We start from the raw sequence: 21,576 nt of genomic DNA on the forward strand, positions 1-21,576 counted from the left end.
GCAGACGAGCGGCGGATTTCCCATGACTGAGATGGTCTATGGCGCGCTTCCCATTCGGGATAGCGAGCCGATCTTGCCCAAATGGGCGCGTACCCTGGACAAATGGTCGATCGGCTGCGTGCTGATCCTGTTCCTGATCGGGCTACTGCTGGGGCTGGCCGCCTCGGTGCCGCTGGCCGAGCGGAACAATTTCCAGCCTTTCCACTATGTCCAGCGCCAGGCCTTCTTTGGCGGACTGGCCCTGGTCACGATGATCGCCGTGTCGATGATGTCGCCGGTCATGGTGCGCCGCCTGGGCACGCTGGGCTTCCTGGGCGCCTTTGTCGCCCTGGCCCTGTTGCCGGTCTTTGGCACCGATTTCGGCAAGGGTGCCGTGCGCTGGTTCTCGCTGGGTTTTGCCAGCGTCCAGCCGTCGGAATTCCTCAAGCCCGGTTTCGTCGTGATCTCGGCCTGGCTGCTGTCGGCCAACCAGCAGATCAACGGCCCCCCGGGCAAGCTCTATTCCTTCATCCTGGCCATGCTCATCGTCGGCATGCTGGTCATGCAGCCCGATTTCGGCCAGGCCTGCCTGGTGCTCTTCGGCTGGGGCGTGATGTACTTCGTGGCCGGCGCGCCGATGCTGCTGCTGGTCATCATGGCCGTGCTTGTCGTGCTGGGCGGCACGCTGGCCTATTCCAGCTCGGATCACTTTGCCCGGCGGATCGACGGGTTCCTCAACCCCGATGTCGATCCGACCACCCAGCTGGGCTATGCGACCAATGCCATCCGCGAGGGCGGGCTGTTCGGCGTGGGCGTGGGTGAAGGCCAGGTGAAATGGTCGCTGCCCGATGCCCATACCGATTTCATCATTGCCGTGGCGGCCGAGGAATACGGGCTGATCCTGGTCATGATCATCATCGCGCTCTACGGCACGATCGTCATCCGCTCGCTGTTCCGGCTGATGCGCGAACGTGATCCGTTCATCCGCCTGGCCGGCACCGGCCTGGCCGCGATGTTCGGCGTGCAGGCGATGATCAACATGGGCGTGGCCGTGCGCCTGCTGCCGGCCAAGGGCATGACGCTGCCCTTCGTCAGCTACGGCGGCTCGTCGCTGATCGCCGGGGGCATCGCCCTTGGCATGCTGCTGGCCTTTACCCGGTCCCGCCCCCAGGGCGAGATCGGCGACATCTTGCGGGGACGCGGACGGTGACCAGGCTGCTGCTGATGGCGGCCGGGGGCACCGGCGGCCACATGTTCCCCGCCCAGGCCCTGGCCGAAGCCATGCTGGCCCGGGGCTGGCGGGTCAAGCTGTCGACCGACGAACGGGGCGCGCGTTATGTCGGGGCCTTTCCCGAGGCCGTCGAGATCGAGGAAGTGCCCTCGGCGACCTTTGCCCGTGGCGGGCTGATGGCCAAGGCGGCCGTGCCCTTCCGCGTGGGCGCCGGGGTGCTGTCGGCCATGATGCACATGCGCCGGGACCGGCCCGATGCCGTGGTGGGCTTTGGCGGCTATCCGTCGATCCCCGCGCTCGGTGCGGCCTATCTGATGAAACTGCCCCGGATGATCCACGAACAGAACGGCGTTCTGGGCCGGGTCAACGAGGCCTTTGCCACCCGGGTGACCTGCGTGGCCTGCGGCACCTGGCCGACCGACCTGCCCGAAGGGGTCGAGGGCGTCTTTACCGGCAACCCGGTGCGCCGGGCCGTGCTGGAGCGAGCCGATGCGCCCTATATCCCGCCGGGCGATTACCCGATGGCCGTGCTGGTCATGGGCGGCAGCCAGGGCGCGCGGATCCTGTCCGACATGGTGCCCGCGGCCATCGCGGCCCTGCCCGAGGGCCTGCGCCGCAACATCCGCGTCAGCCACCAGGCCCGGGCCGAGGATCACGACCGGGTCGCAACCTTTTATGCCGAACACGGCATCCATGCCGACGTCCAGCCGTTCTTCCACGACGTGCCCAACCGCATGGCCGAGGCCCAGCTGGTCATCAGCCGCTCCGGCGCGTCCAGCGTGGCCGACATCTCGGTCATCGGCCGGCCGTCGATCCTAATCCCCTATGCCGTGGCCGCGGGCGATCACCAGACGGCCAATGCGCGGGGCCTGGTCGAGGCCGGCGCGGCGATCCGCATCCCGGAAAGCCAGCTGACGCCCGACGCCCTTTCCGACAACATCACCACGATCCTGACCCAGCCCCAGGGCGCCGTCCAGATGGGCCGCGCGGCCGTGTCGGTCAGCGCGCCGGATGCGACCGAACGCCTGGTCGCGCTGGTCGAGGGTCTTGCCAGCCAGACAGGGGAACCCCGATGACACCCGCCACCAAGCTGCCCACCGACGTGGGGCCCATCCATTTCGTGGGCATCGGCGGCATCGGCATGTCGGGCATCGCCGAAGTGCTGCTGAACCTGGGCTACACGGTGCAGGGCTCGGACCTGAAACGGTCCAAGATCACCGACCGGTTGGCCGGCCTTGGTGCCACGGTCTTTGAGGGCCAGCGCCCCGAGAACCTGGAAAACGCGGCCGTTGTCGTGATTTCCTCGGCGATCAAGCCGGGCAATCCGGAACTGGACGAAGCCCGGCTGAAAGGCCTGCCCGTCGTGCGCCGGGCCGAGATGCTGGCCGAGCTGATGCGGCTGAAATCCAACGTGGCCGTGGCCGGCACCCATGGCAAGACGACAACCACGACCATGGTGGCCACGCTGCTCGATGCCGGCGACTTCGATCCGACGGTGGTCAATGGCGGGATCATCCATGCCTATGGGTCGAACGCCCGGATGGGGCAGGGCGAATGGATGGTCGTCGAGGCCGACGAGAGCGACGGCACGTTCAACCGGCTGCCCGCGACGGTGGCCATCGTGACCAATATCGACCCCGAGCACATGGAACATTGGGGCGATTTCGATCGCCTACGCGACGGGTTCTACGATTTCGTGTCCAACATCCCGTTCTACGGCGTGGCCGTTTGCTGCACCGATCATGACGAGGTGCAGAAGCTTGTCGGCCGGATCACCGACCGCCGCGTCGTCACCTACGGGTTCAATGCCCAGGCCGACGTGCGGGCGATCAACCTGACCTACAAGGCCGGCACCGCCCATTTCGACGTGGCCCTGCAGGCCGAGGACAAGGTCATCGAGGGCTGCACCCTGCCGATGCCCGGCGATCACAACGTGTCCAACGCCCTGTCGGCCGTGGCCGTGGCCCGGCACCTGGGCATGAAGCTGGACCAGATCCGCGAGGCCCTGGCGAATTTCGGTGGCGTTAACCGGCGATTCACGAAAGTGGGCGAAGTTGACGGTGTAACGATCATCGACGACTACGGTCATCACCCGGTGGAAATCGCCGCCGTCCTGAAGGCCGCTCGCCAGGCGACCGAGGGCCGCATCATTGCCGTTCACCAGCCCCACCGCTACACCCGCCTGTCGTCGCTCTTCGACGATTTCTGCGCCTGTTTCAACGAAGCCGACGTGGTGGCCATCGCCGAGGTCTTCGCCGCCGGGGAAACGCCGATCGACGGCGCCGGGCGCGACGATCTGGTTGCCGGGCTCATCCGCCATGGCCATCGCCATGCCCGGGCCATCCTCGACGAAAACGACCTTGAACGCCTGGTGCGCGAACAGGCCCGGCCGGGCGACATGGTGGTCTGTCTCGGCGCCGGCACGATCTCGGCCTGGGCCAATGGCCTGCCCGAGCGGTTGAAAGGACAATCATGACTCAGACCGGGTTTCGGAGGGAGCAATCAGAGCGGCGGGTGGCTCGTCCCCGTCGCCTCGCCACCGGTCCTGCCGTGCGGACGGCCCCGGCCGTCGCGCCGACATCCGCCGTGCTGCCCGGCCAGGCCGATGCGCCGCACCGCGCGGCCCCCGTTTTCCCCCGGCCGACCGGAGTTATGCCATGACCCTGTCCCTGACGCTTGCCATCCTCTGGGTCTTTGCCTCGACCATCGTGGCCTTCCTGCCGATGGAACGTCAGCTGCGCCCGGGCGGGTTGCTGCTGATCGTCGCGCCACTGCTGATCTGGGCCCTGGCCCGTGATTTCGGCCCGGTCGTGGGGATCATCGCCCTGGGCGCCTTCGTGTCGATGTACCGCAACCCGCTGCGCTATGTCTGGACCCGCATGCGCGGCAATGAATTCGAAGAGAGCCACGGCGAATGATCTCGCTGGTGCTGTTCTGCCTCTGGGTCGTGGCGGCCAATGTCATCGCCATGTTGCCCAGCCGCGATCAGCACTGGACGGCGGCCTATGGCCTGATCGCCGTGGGCATTCCCCTGCTGGGCTACCTGACCTGGCAGAACGGGCCGGTGGCCGGGCTGATCGGCCTGCTGGCCGGCATGTCCGTGCTGCGCTGGCCGGTGATCTTCCTCACCCGCTGGCTGCGGGCCCGGTTCGGCCGCGGCACCGGGGGCTGAGCGCCGCCGCCCCGGCCATCGCCGCTTGCCGCCCCGCCGCCGCGCTTGTAGGCAGGCGGGCATGAGCACCATTCCCACCCCCCGTGGCCGGCTGACCGCCGGGCGCCCGCTGGCCGAGCTGACCTGGCTGCGCGTGGGCGGCCCGGCCGACTGGCTGTTCCAGCCCGCCGATCCCGCCGACCTGGCCGAATTCCTCGCCGCGCTGGACCCGGCCGTACCGGTCTTTCCGATGGGCGTGGGGTCGAACCTGATCGTCCGCGATGGCGGGCTGCGGGCGGTGGTCATCCGGCTGGGCCGGGGGTTCAACACCATCCGCTGCGAAGGCAACCGGGTCATCGCCGGGGCCGCCGCGCTGGATGCCCATGTCGCGCGCAAGGCCGCCGCGGCGGGGATCGACCTGACCTTCCTGCGCACCATTCCCGGCACGATCGGCGGCGCCGTGCGCATGAACGCCGGCTGCTACGGCAGCTATGTCGCCGACCATTTCGTCTCGGCCACGGCCATCCTGCGCGACGGCCGCACCGTCACCCTGACCGCCGACGACCTGTCCTTTGCCTACCGCGAGACCGCCTGGCCCGAGGGGGCGGTGCTGGTCGAGGCGGTGTTCGAAGGCCAGGCGGGCGAGCCCGACGCGCTGGAGGCCCGGATGGCCGACCAGATCGCCCGGCGCGATGCCTCGCAGCCGACCCGGGACCGCAGCGCCGGCTCGACCTTCCGCAATCCGGCCGGTTTCTCGTCTACGGGCCGCGCCGACGACGTGCATGATCTCAAGGCCTGGAAGCTGATCGACGATGCCGGCCTGCGGGGCGCAACCCTCGGTGGCGCGCAGATGAGCGAGAAGCATTCCAACTTTCTCGTCAATATTGGAGGCGCCAGCGCCGCCGATCTCGAAGGATTGGGCGAGCGGGTGCGAAAAGAGGTTTACGATACGAGCGGCATAGAGCTAAAATGGGAAATCATGCGGGTCGGTGATCCGCAGGACAAATAACTCGCGACCCCGGACAGGCAAAATCAACCGGGGCGTGCAATCGGGCAGTTGAGCGACGGGTACAAGAAGACCCGCGCAGAGTGGCAGGTGCGGCATGTCGGGCAGGGCAGCCAGCTCAGTCGTTGTTCTCATGGGCGGTCCCTCGGCGGAGCGCGACGTCTCCTTGTCTTCCGGACAGGAATGCGCGTCGGCGTTGCGCAGTGAAGGCTTCCACGTGGCGGAACTGGACGCGGGCATGGATATCGCCGAACGTCTTCAGGCGTTGCGGCCAGACGTGGTGTTCAACGCGTTGCACGGCCGCTGGGGCGAAGACGGCTGCGTGCAGGGCATCCTTGAATGGCTGCGCATTCCCTATACCCATTCCGGCGTGCTGGCCTCGGCCCTGGCGATGGACAAGCAGCGCAGCAAGAGCGTCTATGCCAACGCCGGGCTGCCGGTGGTCGAAAGCCTGATCTGCCCCAAGGCACAGGTCATGGCCGGCCACATGCTGATGCCGCCCTACGTGGTCAAACCCAACAACGAAGGCTCGTCGGTGGGCGTCTATCTCGTCCACGAGATGACCAATGCCCCGCCGCAGCTGGACGACGCCATGCCCGACGAGGTCATGGTCGAAACATATGTGCCGGGTCGCGAGCTGACGACCACGGTGATGGGCGACCGCGCCCTGACCGTGACCGACATCATCACCGACGGCTGGTACGATTACGACGCCAAGTACAAGCCCGGCGGGTCGCGCCACGAGATCCCGGCCGACATTCCCGCGCCGATCTTCGACCTGTGCATGGATTACGCCCTGCGCGCCCACCGGGCGCTGGGGTGCCGGGGCATCAGCCGCACCGATTTCCGCTGGAACGAAGAGCAGGGCCTGCAGGGGCTCTACCTGCTGGAAACCAATACCCAGCCGGGCATGACGCCGACCTCGCTGGCGCCCGAACAGGCGCTGCATGCGGGCTATGACTTCGGCGCCTTCTGCCGCTGGCTGGTGGAGGATGCCTCGTGCAATCGGTAAGGCCCGCGCCGCATGATCCGGCGCCCAGCCGTCTTCAGTTCCGCGTTCAGCGCTGGCTTCTGACGCCCGGCATCCGGGTGCTGCTCAAGGCCGGGCTGCCGGCGCTGGCCGTGCTGGCCGGCACGGGCATCTTCCTGGCCAGTGAGACCCGGCGCGAGGCGCTGACCGACAAGGTCGCCGGGCTGCGGGCCTCGATCGAGGAACGGCCGGAATTCATGGTCAATGTCATGGCCATCGACGGGGCGGGTGACGGCGTGGCCGAGGATATCCGCGAGATCCTGCCGCTGGACTTCCCGCTGTCGTCCTTCGATCTGGAACTGGGCGACATCCGCGACATGGTCGAAGGTCTGGACCCGGTGAAATCGGCGACGGTGCGCATCCGCCCCGGGGGCATCCTGCAGGTCGACGTGACCGAACGGGTGCCGGTGGTGGTGTGGCGCAACCGCGACGGGGTCGAGCTGCTGGATGCGGCCGGCGTGCATGTCGACACGGTGGCCCATCGCGCGGCCTATCCCGACCTGCCGCTGATCGCCGGGGCGGGCGCCGAAAGCCACGTGGCCGAGGCGCTGGAACTGATTGCCGCCGCGGACGAGCTGTCAGGCCGTCTGCGGGGGCTGGTGCGCATGGGGGAACGGCGCTGGGACGTGCTGCTGGATCGTGACCAGCGGATCATGCTGCCCGAGGACAACCCCGTGCAGGCATTGGAACGGGTCATCGCCCTGAGCGAGGCGCAGGATCTGCTGGAACGCGACGTGGAGGCGGTCGACATGCGCCTCGCCGCGCGGCCGACCCTGCGCATGACCGAAAACGCACAAAAAGACTGGTGGCAAATCCGGCACCAGGACGAAAAAGGGCAGTAAGGGGCAGCGGGTAGACAAGATGACGGACCTCTATCAGTCACAGCGGGCAATGCGGCAGATGCGGCGCATGGCCATGCAGCGGGGCGTGGTGGCCATTCTGGACGTGGGCTCGTCCAAGATCGCCTGCCTGGTGCTGCGCTTCGACGGCACGGGGCGGCTGAGCGAGGACAATTCCATCGGTTCGCTGGCCGGCCAGACCGGCTTTCGCGTGGTCGGCGCGGCGACGACACGGTCGCGCGGGGTGCAGTTCGGCGAGATCAACGCCATGCAGGAAACCGAGCGGGCCATCCGCACGGCGCTGCAGGCGGCGCAGAAGATGGCCGAAATCCGGGTCGACCACGTGATCGCCTGTTTCTCGGGCGCCGATCCGCGCAGCTACGGGCTGGACGCCCGGGTCGAGCTGGAAGGCCAGGTGGTCACCGAGAGCGAGATCGCCCGCGTGCTGGCGGCCTGCGAAGTACCCGATTACGGCCCCGGCCGCGAGGTGCTGCATGCCCAGCCGGTCAATTTCGCGCTCGACCACCGGTCGGGCCTGGCCGATCCGCGGGGCCAGCTGGGCCAGGAACTGGCCGTCGACCTGCACATGCTGACCGTCGATGCCACCGCCGTGCAGAACCTGGCCTATTGCATCAAGCGCTGCGATCTCGAACTGGCCGGCATCGCCTCGTCGTCCTACATGGCCGGGGTCTCGGCGCTGGTCGAGGACGAACAGGAGCTGGGCGCGGCCTGCATCGACATGGGCGGCGGGGCGACCGGCATCTCGATCTTCATGAAGAAGCACATGATCTATGCCGACACCGTGCGCATGGGCGGCGATCACGTGACCGGCGACATTTCCATGGGGCTGGGCGTGCCCATGGCCAAGGCCGAATGGATCAAGACCATGCATGGCGGCGTGCATGCCACGGGCATGGATGACCGCGAGCTGATCGAGATCGGCGGCGACACCGGCGATTGGGAACATGACCGGCGCACGGTCAGCCGCGCCGAGCTGATCGGCATCATGCGGCCGCGCGTCGAGGAGATCCTCGAAGAGGTGCGCACCCGGCTCGATGCCGCGGGCTTCGACCACCTGCCCAGCCAGCAGATCGTGCTGACCGGCGGGGCCAGCCAGATCCCCGGGCTGGACGGGCTGGCCAGCCGCATCCTCGGGCAGCAGGTGCGCCTGGGCCGGCCGCTGCGCGTGCATGGCCTGCCGCAGGCGGCCACGGGGCCGGGCTTTGCCGGGGCCGTGGGCCTGTCGCTCTTTGCCGCCCATCCGCAGGACGAATGGTGGGATTTCGAGATCCCGGTCGACCGCTACCCGGCGCGGTCGCTGAAACGCGCGGTGCGCTGGTTTCGCGACAATTGGTAAACACCTGGTGGCCGGGCGTTGAGACGTCTGGCGCCGCGGCCGCCTGATCCGGCGCGGGGTCGCCTGGCCCGGCCGGGGGGTGACCCGGCCCGAGGTTGTCTGACCCGGCCCCCGGGGGCGTCTGATCCGGAGCGGGGTGTCCGATCCGGAGCAGGGCGCTGTGATAGACGGGCTGCTCCTGTGGCAGCGCCGTCCGCCCCGGGGGCCGGGCTCAGAATTCGGTGCCCTTGTCCCAATCCATGTGATCCAGGTAATGCCAGGCCCCGCCGCGTTCGATGAACCAGATCGTGCGGTTGGTCTCGGCGCCCAGGCCCCAGGTCATTTCCCGCACGAAGGCGCCCGAGGCGACCTCGCCGGGCCGGGCCCGGTCGGGCAGCAGGTTGCGGAATTCCGGCATCTCGGGGGCCAGGGGAAAGATTTCGGTTTCCAGCGGCGCGCCGTATTCGGCTTCGGCCGTGGTCGGGGTCATCGCGGCCAGGGCCGCCGTGTCTGTCTGGCTGGACAAGCCTGTCTCCTTTGCTTGGGCTGTGGACGGATAGGGGGGCAGGGCGGTGCGGGCGATCAGCGCCAGGACCGCCAGCAGCGCGGCGCGCGGGCCGGTCATCATCGCCTTCATCCCACGCTCTTCACCGTCCAGGTGGTGTCCTTGATCATCTTGTTGAGCTCGCCGACCAGGTGATCGGCATGGCGTTTGCGCAGCTCGTTGCCGATGTTCATCATGCTCTTCTTGTCGGCGAAATTGGCCGCGCCGGACTTGTATTCATCGCCATGGCCGGCCGGCCCGTGCTTGGAATTGCCCACCGCATGGCCGAATTCATGGGCAAAGGGCGATTGCTTGTCCTTGTCCTTGCCGGTGCCCAGCAGGTCCTTCAGCTTGGTGTCCTCGCTGTCCAGCTTGATCGTCTGCTTGCCCCAGTTCACGCTCGATGTCGGCGATTTCGAGCCCTTGGGCACCTTGGTCACGGTCACCTTCCAATGCCCGCCCGACTTGACCTTCTTGATGTCGAAGCTGACGTTGAACACCGTGTCCTTGAAGGCCCGGGCGAAATCGGACTTGCCCGCGCAGGTCAGCTTGAACTTGCCGCTCCAGCGCGCCCAGATCGCCTTGTCGGCGGCAGTGTGGAAATCGGCCATCTCCTTGGCCGTCCATTTCGACACGCCCGACGACAGGACAAAGGTGTATTCCCATTTCTGCTGGACGAAGATCAGCGCCTTGTCGGCGTTGATGTCGATGGACATGCGCGGCATGTCCTTGGTGTGCTTGCATTGCACGGTGGACGGGGTCGGCGGGATCGATACCTTGTCGCCCGGCTCGATCTTGTCGGGGTCCGGGCGCAGCTTGCGGAACTTGGCATTGGTCGGATCGTCGTAGAGCGCCTTCCACGTCTTTATTCCGTATTTCTTGGCGATCTTGGAAAGGGTCTCGCCCTTCTTGACGGTATGCACCGGGTCGGCCATCAAACGGCTCCATCGTTCTCGGCCCGGTTGGGTGGCGCGAAGAAATGATGGCGCAGCCGACGGGCCCTGGATCAATACATGTCCGGCCCGACCATCGGGCCGACAACAACAACTTCTGCAATGCGTGAAAGATGGGGGCTGGGTGGCGCCGGGTCAATGCGCGTCATTACGCGGATGTGCGCGCGCCAGAGTGCAAAGCCGGATGACAGCCCCCGCGCGGCGTGCTAATTGGATTCGACGCATCCGGCAAAAGAGATGCGCGCCAACACGCAGGGTCGAGCAGGACCCACCGACAGAAACGACCCAGCCTGTTCCGCGCCTGCGGTGCAGTGGATTGCCTGTTTGTGTCATGTGACCGGGGAAACCCAAGATCTGGTCGCATCGGCGAAATGCTGCAAGGAACGGGCGCAAAAGCCCGTTATTTTGTGGTATCAGCGTGTTTTTTGGGTGACGATCCCTACGCATCGGGCTAGGATATCCCCGGACAGGTAAAAAACGCCCGAATGGGTGACAGCAGACAGGCGGATAGCAGATGACATTGAACCTCTCGATGCCGGGCCAGGACGAACTCAAGCCGAGGATCACGGTCTTCGGTGTCGGAGGGGCAGGCGGCAACGCAGTCAACAACATGATCGAGAAAGAGCTCGATGGTGTGGACTTTGTGGTGGCCAACACCGACGCACAGGCGCTGCAGCAAAGCTCGGCGCCCGCCCGCGTGCAACTGGGCGTGAAAGTGACCGAAGGACTGGGGGCAGGGGCCCGCGCTTCGGTCGGCGCCGCGGCTGCCGAAGAGAGCATCGAACAGATCGTCGATCACCTGGCCGGTGCGCATATGTGCTTCATCACCGCCGGCATGGGCGGCGGCACCGGCACCGGCGCAGCCCCGATCATCGCCCAGGCGGCGCGTGAACTGGGTGTTCTGACCGTCGGCGTCGTGACCAAGCCCTTCCAGTTCGAAGGCGCCAAGCGCATGCGCCAGGCCGAAGACGGCGTGGAGCAGCTGCAAAAGATGGTCGACACGCTGATCATCATCCCCAACCAGAACCTCTTCCGCCTGGCCAACGAAAAGACGACCTTTACCGAGGCGTTCTCGATGGCCGACGACGTGCTCTACCAGGGCGTCAAGGGCGTGACCGACCTGATGGTCCGGCCCGGCCTGATCAACCTCGACTTTGCCGATGTGCGCGCCGTGATGGACGAGATGGGCAAGGCGATGATGGGCACCGGCGAGGCCGAGGGCGAAGATCGCGCCATCCAGGCCGCCGAGAAGGCCATTGCCAACCCGCTGCTCGACGAGATCTCGCTGCGCGGCGCCAAGGGCGTGCTGATCAACATCACCGGCAGCCACGACCTGACCCTGTTCGAACTGGACGAGGCGGCCAACCGCATCCGCGAGGAAGTCGACCCGGACGCCAACATCATTGTTGGCTCGACGCTGGACGAGAACATGAACGGCATGATCCGCGTGTCGGTCGTGGCCACCGGCATCGATGCCTCGGACGTGCAATCCGACATCCCCGTGCCGCGCCGCCCGATGGCCCGCCCGCTGAAGGCGACCACCTCGGTCGAGGACGCCCAGAACATCGCCGAGCCTGTTGCCATGCCCGCGCCGACCCCGGTGGCCGAGCCCGTGGCCCAGCCGGCCATGGCCGCCGCCCAACCCCAGCGTTTTGACAGCGCGCCGGCCGAATATGCCGCCGCTGCCGAGGAGCCGGGCCTGTTCGACGGGCTGGATTCCGATGCCGCCGCGGCGCTGGACCGGGCAGAGCAGGGCTTCTACGAAGACGAACCGGCCTCGCTGTCGGATGACGGCCTGCCGCCGCCGGCTTACCAGCCGCGGGTCGCAGCCTTTGAGCCGCAGCGCGCCCAGTCGCTGGAAGCCGAGCCCGACAGCTTTGTCGCGCCCAAGGCCCCGCTGCCCGGCACGCCGACGCCCGAGATGATGGACCGCCTGCGGGCCGCCGCCGCCCGGGCCCAGGACAGCCAGCCGGCTCCGCGTCCGGCCCCGGCACCTGCCGCCGAGCACGATCGCCCGCGCTTCGGCATCAACTCGCTGATCAACCGGATGACCGGCCATGCCGGCGACACGCCCGAGCATCACACCGGCTCGGCCGTGCGCGCACAGCCCCCGGTTCACCAGCCGAGCGCTGGTGTCCAGGCCCAGCCGTCCAACGATCCCGACCAGGATCGCATCGAAATTCCGGCCTTCCTGCGACGCCAGGCAAACTGACCGGGATCACAACCCAAGCACTCGGAGGCCGCCTTGCGCGGCCTCTTTTTTGTTTGAAAACAGGTGACTAGCCGGGGGTGGGCGAGGCCCCGCCCATTGCTTTCAGGCATGTTTCAAATGGTTGCAAACTTTGAATTGAGATGCACCCACCCGTTCTCTACTTCAGGATTAACGATTTCTGCCGTGCGGCGAAGGAACCTGTTCCCGGAGCGGTTTGTTGTTTTTCCGGGTAAATGAGTAAGCGAACAGGCGCGAATGGCACGGAAGAGGGCCCAATGACGGGTCCGGAAGGGGTAACATGCAACAGACGCTCAAAGCACCCGTGACCTTCGAAGGGGTCGGCCTGCATTCGGGCCGCCCGGCACGGCTGACCATCCGCCCGGCTTCGGCCGAACATGGCATCTGGTTCCGGCGCACCGACATCACGCTGGGCGACACGATGATCCCCGCGCTGTGGCATGTCGTCGAGCAAAGCCCGCTCTGCACCCGCCTGATCAATGCCGCCGGCGTGTCGGTCTCGACCGTCGAACATGTCATGGCCGCGCTGGCCGGATGCGGCGTGCACAACGCCCTGATCGACATCGACGGTCCCGAAGCCCCGATCATGGACGGCTCGTCGCTGCCCTTCGTCAAGGGCATCATGGACCGCGGCCTGCAGGCGCTGACCGCGCCGGTCCGGGCGCTGGAAATCGTCGCGCCGGTCGAGGTGACCGTGGGCGCGGCAACGGCCCGGTTCGAACCGATGGACGGCATGGAAATCGATTTCCGCATCGATTTCCCCGATCCGGCGATCGGCGCCCAGTCGCGCGTTCTGAACATGGCCAACGGCGCCTTCGTGCGCATGCTGTCCGACAGCCGGACCTTCTGCCGCAAGGAAGACATCGACCAGATGCGTGCGGCCGGCCTGATCAAGGGGGGCACGCTGGACAATGCCGTTGTCGTCGACGGGGCCGAGGTTCTGACGCCGGGCGGGCTGCGCCATGCCGACGAGGCCGTGCGCCACAAGATGCTGGACGCCCTGGGCGACCTGGCCCTAGCCGGCGGTCCGATCCTGGGCCGTTACATCGGCAACCGGGCGGGCCATTCGGTGACCAACAGCCTGCTGCGCCAGGCCTTTGCCACCCCCGGCGCCGTGCGCATGGTGGTCTGCGACGAAGACCAGATGATGCGCCTGCCGGGCGCCGGCCTGGCCGCCCGCGAAATCCCGCAGGTGGCATGACCGGGCCATGCAACCGGGGGGCGTGATGGGCGCTCCGGTCACATCACAATCGGCACGCGGCCTTGGGCCGGTGCCAGGGCGCAGGCGGTCCCCGACGGGCCGCCTGTTTCATGTTTGCGGGTGATTTCAAGCGCTTGCCTGTCGGCCCCCGGGGGCAGGGCGCGGCAAAATTGGCATCGGGCGAAGGCACGATAAGGCGTTTTGCACCGGATTTTAATGTGCTAGACCCACTCAAAAGCGGGGCACACCCCGGGCACTATGCGGTGAGGATAGGCGAGAATGACAGGCGGCAAGTCGGCGTTCCGTAAGGCGGCTGTTTTGGTAATGGCGCTGACACTGGCCGGATGTGGCGACGGTGGCCTCTTTGGTGGCGGCAACCAGCGGGTCGAGAATCTCGAAGGGTTTACCGCCGAGCAGATCTTTGAACGTGGCGAATACGAACTCAGCCGGGCCCGGCCCGAGGATGCGGCCTATTACTTCGGCGAGATCGAACGGCTGTATCCGTATTCCTCATGGGCGCAGCGCGCGCTGATCATGCAGGCCTATTCCTATCACCAGGACAAGGATTACGAGAATTCGCGCACGGCCGCCCAGCGGTTCATCGATTTCTACCCGGCCGACGAGGATGCGGCCTATGCCCAGTACCTGCTGGCGCTGTCCTATTACGACCAGATCGACGAGGTCGGGCGCGACCAGGGCCTGACCTTCCAGGCCCTGCAGGCCCTGCGCGCGGTGATCGAACGCTATCCCGACAGCGAATATGCCACGTCGGCGATCCTCAAGTTCGACCTGGCTTTCGACCACCTGGCCGGCAAGGAAATGGAAATCGGGCGCTATTACCTGCGGCGCAAGCATTACTCGGCGGCGATCAACCGCTTCCGCGTGGTGGTAGAGGATTTCCAGACCACGTCGCACACGCCCGAGGCGCTGCACCGGCTGGTCGAGGCCTACCTGTCGCTGGGCCTGTTCGACGAGGCGCAGACGGCCGGGGCGATCCTGGGCTACAACTATCGGTCCACCCAATGGTACGAGGACAGCTACAAGCTGCTGACCAGCCAGGGCTTGGAGATGAAGGACCGGGGCAACAACTGGCTGAGCCAGATCTATCGTCAGACAATCAAGGGCCAGTGGCTCTAGGGCGCGGCGGGGTGAAACCCCGCCCTACGGACGGTTCGCATGCTGCGATCACTTGATATCCGTGACATCCTGATCATCGACCGGCTGGTGCTTGATGCCCGGCCGGGCCTGAACGTGCTGACCGGCGAGACCGGGGCGGGCAAGTCGATCCTGCTGGATGCGCTGGGATTCGTGCTGGGCTGGCGCGGCCGGGCCGAGCTGGTGCGCGAGGGGGCCGAACAGGGCGAGGTGGTGGCCGTGTTCGACCTGCCGCCGGGCCATGCGGCCCATGCCGTGCTCGAAGAGGCCGGGCTGCCGGCCGAGGATGACGAGCTGATCCTGCGCCGGGTCAACCGGGCCGACGGGCGCAAGACCGCCTGGATCAATGACCGGCGGGCCTCGGGCGAGGTGCTGCGCCGGCTGTCGGACACGCTGGTGGAGCTGCATGGCCAGCATGACGACCGGGGCCTGCTGAACCCGCGCGGCCACCGGGCGCTGCTGGATGCCTATGCCGGCCATGACGATCTGCGCGCGGCGGTGCGCGCGGCCTGGGCCACCCGGCGCGAGGCGGCCACGGCGCTGGAGGCGGCAACCCGGGCGCTGGAAGAGGTCAAGGCCGAAGAGGATTTCCTGCGCCATGCCGTGGCCGAGCTGGACGCGCTGGATCCGCAGCCGGGCGAGGATGCCACGCTGGACAGCCGCCGGCGGCTGATGCAGGGGGCCGAGAAGATCCGGGCCGATGTCCTGCGCGCGGCCCAGGCCGTGGGCCGGGACGGGGCCGAAGGGGCGGCCGGCGATGCGCTGCGCTGGCTCGAAGGCGTGGCCGACAGCGCCGAGACCGGCACGGTTGATGCGCCGATCGCGGCCCTGGGGCGTGCGCTGGTCGAGCTGGGCGAGGCGCTGTCGGGCATCGAGGCCTGTATCGACGCGCTCGATTTCGACCCGCGCGAGCTGGAACAGGTCGAGGAACGGCTGTTCGAGATTCGCCGCCTGTCGCGCAAGCACGGGCTGGTGGCCGATGACCTGGCGGGCTTTGCCGGCGACCTGCGCGACCGACTGGCCGCTCTGGATGGCGGCGAGGCCGACCTGGCCGACCGGCGCAAGGCGCTGGCCCGGGCCGAGGCGGCCTATGATGCCGCGGCCACCGCCCTGACCGAGGCCCGCCGTGCGGCGTCGGTGGAGCTCGATGCGGCGGTCATGGCCGAGCTGGCGCCGCTCAAGCTGGAACGGGCGGTCTTTGCGACGACCCTGACGGCCGAGACCCCGGGCCCCGACGGCCGCGACGCGGTGGCCTTTACCGTGGCGACCAACCCGGGCGCGCCCTCCGGCCCGCTCAACAAGATCGCCTCGGGCGGTGAGCTCAGCCGTTTCCTGCTGGCTCTCAAGGTCTGCCTGGCCGGGGATGCCCGCGGGCTGACCATGATCTTCGACGAGATCGATCGGGGTGTCGGTGGGGCCACGGCCGATGCCGTGGGCCGGCGGCTGGAATCGCTGGCAGCGACGGGCCAGGTCTTGGTGGTCACCCATTCGCCCCAGGTTGCGGCCCGGGGCGGCCATCACTGGCGGGTGTCCAAGGCCGTGCGCGACGGGGCGACCCTGTCGGATGTCACCGCGCTGGCCGCGCCCGACCGGGTGGACGAGATCGCGCGCATGCTGGCCGGCGACACGATCACCGAAGAAGCCCGCGCCGCCGCCCGCTCGCTGTTGCAGGGCTGACGCTGTCGGCGGCCAATGGGCCGCGCGGCCGGGCAGGGCGCTCGACGCCGGACGCCCGCGCTGTCACACTCGGGCCAGGTCATAGAGAGTTGCAGCCCATGTCGGAATCCACCAAGGCCCGCCTTGTCGTCACAGTGATGATGGCCCTGATCGGGGGCGCGTTCTTCTTCGGCTTCCTGGCCGAGGACATGGGCCGGGCCTCGGACCCCGGGGTCGAGAACGTCGGTCGCGGGCTGGTCCTGCGCTACATCGTGGCCATGGCCATCGGCGGGGCCCTGGCCGGGGCGCTCTGTGCCGGGCTGTTCGGCCATGGCGGGGTGACCGGATGGTTGCGGGCGGTGGTCGGCGCGGTGCTGGCCAGCCTGCTGGCCGGGCTGATCGGCAGCGCCATCGGCCAGCTGCCCGACATGGCTGCCGACGGGCTGAACATGACCGAGGTCATCTCGATCGGCTTCGGCCTGGTGCTGATCCCGCTGGCCATGGTCGGCCAGCCGGTCATGGTGGCCGTCTGGGCCGCGCTGTCGGTCGCCACCCATCTGATGGCCCACCGGGTGCGCGGCGCGCGCTGATCGGCGGCCTCGCGCGACGCCCTAACGTGACGGCCCCGGCGGTCCTTATTACAGTGATGTGCGTCGGCCCTTGTTGCAGTGATGTGCGTCGGCCCCTGAGCCGCTGTCGACGGCACCCAGCGACATCGCCCCTGACTAGGCGGCATCCCCACGCGACGGCCCCGCTCTCGACCTTTGCTCGCATCGGCGCCGTCTGCGGTTGCGCCCCGAGGTAGCGCATTTCACGAAACGGCCGTCCCACGGTGCGCCACGCGATGCCCTCCTGCTTCGGTCTCTCCCGAGGCAGCGCTTTACAGCGGCGGCGGGACGCGACGGGCTCCCTCAGTCTGCAAACCTTGGCCGCCGCAACACGGTTTTCACAACAGAGGATGCGGAGGCCTTTCACCGGCTGTTCACCTGTCCTAGACATACTGAGGATCACAGCCGAAACCCGCGATGTCCGCCAAAGACCGTTCCGCCTTCGCCGAGCAATTCTCGATCGTCACCGCCACGCTGCGGGACGGCTGGCACATCCTGCGCCGGCGCGGGCCGAGCCAGATCCAGTTCTGGTTCATCGCCCTGGCCGTGGGGATCGCCGCGGGCTTTGCCGCGCTGTTCTTCCGCAAGGGCATCTTTGCCCTGCAGGCCGCGCTTTATCGCACCGACGATCCCAACCTGCTGCACAGCCACGTGGCCACGCTGCCCTGGTGGATGATCGTGCTGATCCCGGTCTGCGGCGGGCTGATCGTCGGGGGTATCCTGCATTGGTTCACCGCCGACGGCCGGCTGCGCAATGTCTCGGACGTCATCGAAGGCGCCGCCCTGCACGGCGGCCGGGTCGAGACCAAGGCCGGCTTTGCCTCGGCGCTGGTCAGCCTGATCACCCTGTCCTCGGGCGGCTCGTCGGGGCGCGAAGGGCCGGTGGTCCACCTGGCCGGGGTCATGGCCTCCTGGGTGTCGGAACGGATCGACGCCGATGGGATCACCGGGCGCGACCTGCTGGGCTGTGCCGTGGCGGCGGCGGTCTCGGCCTCGTTCAACGCGCCCATTGCCGGGGCGCTCTTTGCGCTCGAAGTCGTGCTGCGCCACTTTGCCGTCCATGCCTTTGCGCCCATCGTCATCGCGGCGGTGGCCGGCACGGTGATCAACCGGCTGGAATTCGGCGGGCTGACGGAATTCGTGCTGAACACGCCCGGCCAGCTGCAATTCTACGTCGAGCTGCCGGCCTTCCTGATCCTGGGCCTGGTCTCGGGGCTGATCGCCGTCGTGCTGATGCGCTCGATCTTCCTGGCCGAGGATGTCGGCAATCATATCCAGAAGACCCTGCGCATGCCCCGCTGGATGCGCCCGGGCCTGGCCGGGCTGCTGCTGGGCCTGATCGCCCTGGCCTTTCCGCATATCATCGGCGTGGGCTATGAAACCACGCTCCGCGCGCTCAAGGGGGAGGTGCCCCTGACCGAGGCCATCCTCTTTACCGCCGTCAAGGTCGTGGCCGTGGCCATCACCCTGGCCGGCCACATGGGGGGCGGGGTGTTTTCGCCCTCGCTGATGGTCGGTGCGCTGGCCGGGCTGGCCTTTGGCCTGATTGCCACCGGCGTGCTGCCCGACGTGTCGGGCACGGCCACGCTCTATGCCTTTGCCGGCATGGGCGCGGTGACCGCCGCCGTGCTGGGCGCGCCGATTTCGACCACGCTGATCGTCTTCGAACTGACCGGCGACTGGCAGATCGGCATCGCGGTGATGGTCTCGGTGTCGATGTCGACGGCCCTGTCTTCGCGCCTGGTCGACCGCAGCTTCTTTCTCACCGCCCTGGAACGCCGGGGCAAGCACCTGGCCGCCGGGCCCCAGGCCTACCTGCTGGCCATGTTCCGGGCCGGGGCGGTGATGCGCAAGCCCGACCACGCCCGGGCCGCCGATGCCGAGCGCTGCTGGCAGATGATCGGTGAGGGGCTTTATGTCGACGTCAATGCCACGCTGGAAGCGGCCATGCCCGTCTTTGACCGGGCCGGGGTGACGTTCCTGCCCGTGGTCTCGCTGACCGGCGAAAACAGCGCGCCCGAGTTGCGCGGGGCGCTGTTCCATGTCGACGCGCTGAAGGCCTACAACCGCGCCCTGGCGGCCACCGCGGCCGAAGAACATTCCTGATTGACGGGGCAGGGCGGCGCCGGGCCTGTCCCGTCCGCCCCAAATGAAAAACGCCCCGCAACGGGGGCGTTTTCAGCTGTCCGGCAGGGGGGCCGGTCAGATCCGTTCGACGGTCACCTCGTCGGTGGCATAAAAGGCCACGTGGTCCTTGATCTCGGCTACGGCCTCGGTCGGGTTCTCATAGGTCCAGGCGCCGTTCTCGATCGTCGCCGAGCGGTTCATGATCGAATAGTAATTGGCCTGGCCCTTGTGCGGGCAGGTCGTGACCTTGTCGGTGCGTTCGAGGAACGCCATCCCGATGTCGCCGCGCGGGAAATAGATGATGGCCGGGTAGCCGTCCTCGCTCAGCTCCAGCGCATTGCTGCTTTCGGCCAGAACCGCTCCGCCCGAACGCACCGTCCAGACCCCTTCGGCCCTGCGAATCCTGATATGATCAGCCATGTCCCGTCCCTTCCCGTTTGTCTTCAGCGATGTGCCCGCTGGATGTAACGCTCGCGTGACATCTCACAGCGGAGCGCAGGCCTGTTTCAGCCACGCGCGTGCGTCATCGCCAACGCGCGGGGCAATCTTGTCCCATACCTGTGAATGGTAGGCGTCGAGCCAGGCCCGTTCCTCGACCGCTAACATGTCGGCCAGAATGCAGCGCCGGTCAATGGGCACGAAGGTCAATGTGCGCCAGTCGTACATTTCCCGTTCCGGATCGGCGCCCTCCGGCGGCGTGGCAGCCTGTACGACCAGCAGGTTCTCGATGCGGATGCCAAAGGCGCCCTCGCGGTAATAGCCCGGTTCGTTCGACAGGATCATGCCCGGCTGCAAGGCCACGTCCGAGGTCCGGCTCAACCTTTGCGGGCCTTCGTGGACGCTGAGATAGGCGCCCACGCCATGGCCCAGCCCGTGGTTGAAATCCTGCCCGGCCAGCCACAGGGGCATGCGGCCGACGGCCTCGATCTCGCGGCCCGAATGGCCGCGCGGCCAGCGCAGGCGGCTCATGGCGATCATGCCCTGCAGCACACGGGTAAAGGCTGCGCGTTCTTCGTGGCCAATCTCGCCCACGGCAATGGTGCGGGTGATGTCGGTGGTGCCGTCCAGGTATTGCCCGCCGCTGTCCAGCACCAGCAGATGGCCGTCCTGCAGCGTGGCATCGGTCTCCTCGGTCACGCGGTAATGCATGATCGCGCCGTTGGGCCCGGTGCCGGAAATCGTCTCGAACGAGATATCCTGCAAGGCATTGTCCTGGCGGCGGCAGGCCTCCAGCCGGCGGACGACGTCGATCTCGGTGATCGTGCCGGGCGCCTGGGCATCCAGCCAGGCCAGGCATTCGACCATCGCCGCCCCGTCGCGCAGGTGGGCGGCGGCGCTGCCGGCGATCTCGGCCTCGTTCTTGCAGGCCTTGGGCAGCAGGCAGGGGTCAGGCCCTTCGGTCCCGCGCTCGCCCAGGGCGTCGGCCACGGCCTGGGGCGCCGAGCCGGGATCATAGCGGATCGGCCCGTCCAGGGCCTCCAGCGCGTCGATCAGCGTGGCGGTCGGCCAGACCGTGACATCGCCGCCCAGGTGGTCGGCCAGGTCGGCGACCTTGGAGGGCGTGATGAAGAGATCGACGGCGCCGGTGTCGTAGAGGATGGCAAAACACTGGGCCACCGGGTTCCGTTCGATGTCCGAACCGCGGATGTTGAGCAGCCACATGATGGAATCGGGCAGGGTCAGCACCGCCCCGCGATGACCGGCCGCGGCCAGCTCCCGGCCCAGCCGCTCGCGCTTGGCCCGGGCGGTTTCGCCGGCAAAGTCCAGAGGATGGGCCCGCGCCGGTTCGGCCGGCGGGGCCGGCTGGTCGGGCCAGATGCGGTCGACCAGGTTGTCATGGGCGATCAGCTCGATGCCCGTGCCGTCCAGGCTGCGCCGCGCCTCGCGCAGCTGGGCCACGGCATGCAGCCAAGGGTCAAAGCCAACCTTGCCGCCCTGCGGCAGCTGGTCCTTCAGCCAGTCGCCCATGCGCACATCCGGCCAGGGCACGGGGGTATAGACATCGGCCACCTGGTCCTTGACCTGGGTGCGATAGCGGCCGTCGATGAACACCCCGGCGATGTCGCGCAGCGCCACGCAGAACCCGGCCGAGCCGGTAAAGCCGGTCAGCCAGGCCAGCCGCGCATCGCGCGCGGCGACATATTCCCCCTGGTGGGCATCGGCCCGGGGCACCAGGAACCCGTCCAGCCCGGCGCCGGCCATCTCCTCGCGCAGCGCGGCCAGTCGCGGGGGGCCCTGCTCGGGGCGGGCGGTGACCTCGAAGGTTTGGAACATGGGGGAACTCCGGTTTTCAGACCGCGCGATCCCACCCGATCCGGCCCGCCTGCGCAACCCCCGGTGCCGGCGCGAATGGTCGCTGGCTTGCCCTTTGAGGGCGTTTCGCCGGTGGCACGGTCATGCAGGGATACTTGGAAAGAGAAAGAAGCAGCAGGACGGCGCGCCACTCATCCCATCCGCTCGGCGGGCCGGTGGGGCAGGGGCGCCGCGCCCCTGTCTTCTTCTTGGCCCAAATACCCGCCGCAGGCGAAGG

19 protein-coding genes are annotated in these 21,576 nt (G+C 67.8%); 15 read left to right on the plus strand and 4 right to left on the minus strand.

From position 1 onward, the window contains the following. Window positions 1–22 precede the first annotated feature (22 nt). The 9 genes from ftsW to ftsA all read left to right on the plus strand — a co-directional run bounded on the left by ftsW (window position 23) and on the right by ftsA (window position 8,593). Window positions 23–1,189, plus strand: a complete 1,167-nt coding sequence (gene ftsW / locus ACK3BB_RS09790; protein ID WP_428928527.1) for a putative lipid II flippase FtsW — start codon at window positions 23–25, stop codon at window positions 1,187–1,189. A 14-nt stretch (window positions 1,190–1,203) separates the two neighbouring features. Beyond that, window positions 1,204–2,286, plus strand: coding sequence for a UDP-N-acetylglucosamine--N-acetylmuramyl-(pentapeptide) pyrophosphoryl-undecaprenol N-acetylglucosamine transferase (locus ACK3BB_RS09795; protein ID WP_428928713.1), 1,083 nt, complete (start codon window positions 1,204–1,206; stop codon window positions 2,284–2,286). After that, on the plus strand, window positions 2,283–3,686 hold the full coding sequence (gene murC / locus ACK3BB_RS09800) for a UDP-N-acetylmuramate--L-alanine ligase (protein WP_428928528.1): 1,404 nt from the start codon (window positions 2,283–2,285) through the stop codon (window positions 3,684–3,686). Before ACK3BB_RS09795 ends, murC begins: the two co-directional genes overlap by 4 nt. 181 nt (window positions 3,687–3,867) lie before the next feature. Further along, complete coding sequence (locus ACK3BB_RS09805) at window positions 3,868–4,128, plus strand: DUF2484 family protein (protein ID WP_428928529.1); 261 nt, start codon at window positions 3,868–3,870, stop codon at window positions 4,126–4,128. Next, window positions 4,125–4,382 (plus strand): DUF2484 family protein, encoded by a 258-nt coding sequence (locus tag ACK3BB_RS09810; RefSeq protein ID WP_428928530.1) that lies wholly within the window; start codon window positions 4,125–4,127, stop codon window positions 4,380–4,382. Before ACK3BB_RS09805 ends, ACK3BB_RS09810 begins: the two co-directional genes overlap by 4 nt. 61 nt (window positions 4,383–4,443) lie before the next feature. Then, window positions 4,444–5,370 carry a UDP-N-acetylmuramate dehydrogenase gene (gene murB, locus ACK3BB_RS09815; protein WP_428928531.1) on the plus strand — a complete coding sequence of 309 codons (927 nt, stop codon included), beginning with the start codon at window positions 4,444–4,446 and terminating at the stop codon, window positions 5,368–5,370. Between the two features lie 94 nt (window positions 5,371–5,464). Next, window positions 5,465–6,379, plus strand: a complete 915-nt coding sequence (locus ACK3BB_RS09820; RefSeq protein WP_428928532.1) for a D-alanine--D-alanine ligase — start codon at window positions 5,465–5,467, stop codon at window positions 6,377–6,379. Continuing rightward, window positions 6,367–7,239 (plus strand): cell division protein FtsQ/DivIB, encoded by an 873-nt coding sequence (locus tag ACK3BB_RS09825; RefSeq protein ID WP_428928533.1) that lies wholly within the window; start codon window positions 6,367–6,369, stop codon window positions 7,237–7,239. Before ACK3BB_RS09820 ends, ACK3BB_RS09825 begins: the two co-directional genes overlap by 13 nt. 19 nt (window positions 7,240–7,258) lie before the next feature. Beyond that, a complete protein-coding gene (gene ftsA / locus ACK3BB_RS09830; protein WP_428928534.1) occupies window positions 7,259–8,593 on the plus strand; it encodes a cell division protein FtsA in 1,335 nt (444 codons plus the stop codon). A 211-nt stretch (window positions 8,594–8,804) separates the two neighbouring features. On the opposite strand, the gene ACK3BB_RS09835 is transcribed toward ftsA, so the two are convergent. Both ACK3BB_RS09835 and ACK3BB_RS09840 read right to left on the minus strand, forming a co-directional pair. Next, on the minus strand, window positions 8,805–9,209 hold the full coding sequence (locus ACK3BB_RS09835; protein ID WP_428928535.1) for a hypothetical protein: 405 nt from the start codon (window positions 9,207–9,209) through the stop codon (window positions 8,805–8,807). Further along, on the minus strand, window positions 9,206–10,051 hold the full coding sequence (locus ACK3BB_RS09840; RefSeq protein ID WP_428928536.1) for a LysM peptidoglycan-binding domain-containing protein: 846 nt from the start codon (window positions 10,049–10,051) through the stop codon (window positions 9,206–9,208). The genes ACK3BB_RS09835 and ACK3BB_RS09840 overlap by 4 nt, the downstream gene beginning before the upstream one ends. A 532-nt stretch (window positions 10,052–10,583) precedes the next feature. Here ACK3BB_RS09840 and ftsZ point away from each other — a divergent pair. From ftsZ to ACK3BB_RS09870, 6 genes are all read left to right on the plus strand, one after another. Further along, complete coding sequence (gene ftsZ, locus ACK3BB_RS09845) at window positions 10,584–12,281, plus strand: cell division protein FtsZ (RefSeq protein ID WP_428928537.1); 1,698 nt, start codon at window positions 10,584–10,586, stop codon at window positions 12,279–12,281. Between the two features lie 298 nt (window positions 12,282–12,579). Then, complete coding sequence (lpxC, locus tag ACK3BB_RS09850; protein ID WP_428928538.1) at window positions 12,580–13,500, plus strand: UDP-3-O-acyl-N-acetylglucosamine deacetylase; 921 nt, start codon at window positions 12,580–12,582, stop codon at window positions 13,498–13,500. A gap of 279 nt (window positions 13,501–13,779) precedes the next feature. Continuing rightward, window positions 13,780–14,637 carry an outer membrane protein assembly factor BamD gene (locus tag ACK3BB_RS09855; protein ID WP_428928539.1) on the plus strand — a complete coding sequence of 286 codons (858 nt, stop codon included), beginning with the start codon at window positions 13,780–13,782 and terminating at the stop codon, window positions 14,635–14,637. 39 nt (window positions 14,638–14,676) lie between these two features. Beyond that, on the plus strand, window positions 14,677–16,332 hold the full coding sequence (recN, locus tag ACK3BB_RS09860; RefSeq protein WP_428928540.1) for a DNA repair protein RecN: 1,656 nt from the start codon (window positions 14,677–14,679) through the stop codon (window positions 16,330–16,332). A gap of 98 nt (window positions 16,333–16,430) precedes the next feature. Continuing rightward, complete coding sequence (locus ACK3BB_RS09865; RefSeq protein WP_428928541.1) at window positions 16,431–16,901, plus strand: hypothetical protein; 471 nt, start codon at window positions 16,431–16,433, stop codon at window positions 16,899–16,901. A 435-nt stretch (window positions 16,902–17,336) separates the two neighbouring features. Beyond that, the gene (locus ACK3BB_RS09870) at window positions 17,337–19,025 is read left to right on the plus strand and encodes a chloride channel protein (protein ID WP_428928542.1); all 1,689 of its coding nucleotides are present in this window, start codon (window positions 17,337–17,339) and stop codon (window positions 19,023–19,025) included. A 96-nt stretch (window positions 19,026–19,121) separates the two neighbouring features. On the opposite strand, the gene ACK3BB_RS09875 is transcribed toward ACK3BB_RS09870, so the two are convergent. Beyond that, a complete protein-coding gene (locus ACK3BB_RS09875; protein WP_428928543.1) occupies window positions 19,122–19,466 on the minus strand; it encodes a DUF427 domain-containing protein in 345 nt (114 codons plus the stop codon). Window positions 19,467–19,529: 63 nt separating this feature from the next. After that, complete coding sequence (locus ACK3BB_RS09880; RefSeq protein ID WP_428928544.1) at window positions 19,530–21,320, minus strand: aminopeptidase P family protein; 1,791 nt, start codon at window positions 21,318–21,320, stop codon at window positions 19,530–19,532. Window positions 21,321–21,576 lie beyond the last annotated feature (256 nt).

Source organism: Marinibacterium sp. SX1 (genome assembly GCF_050389775.1).
Classification (GTDB): domain Bacteria; phylum Pseudomonadota; class Alphaproteobacteria; order Rhodobacterales; family Rhodobacteraceae; genus Marinibacterium.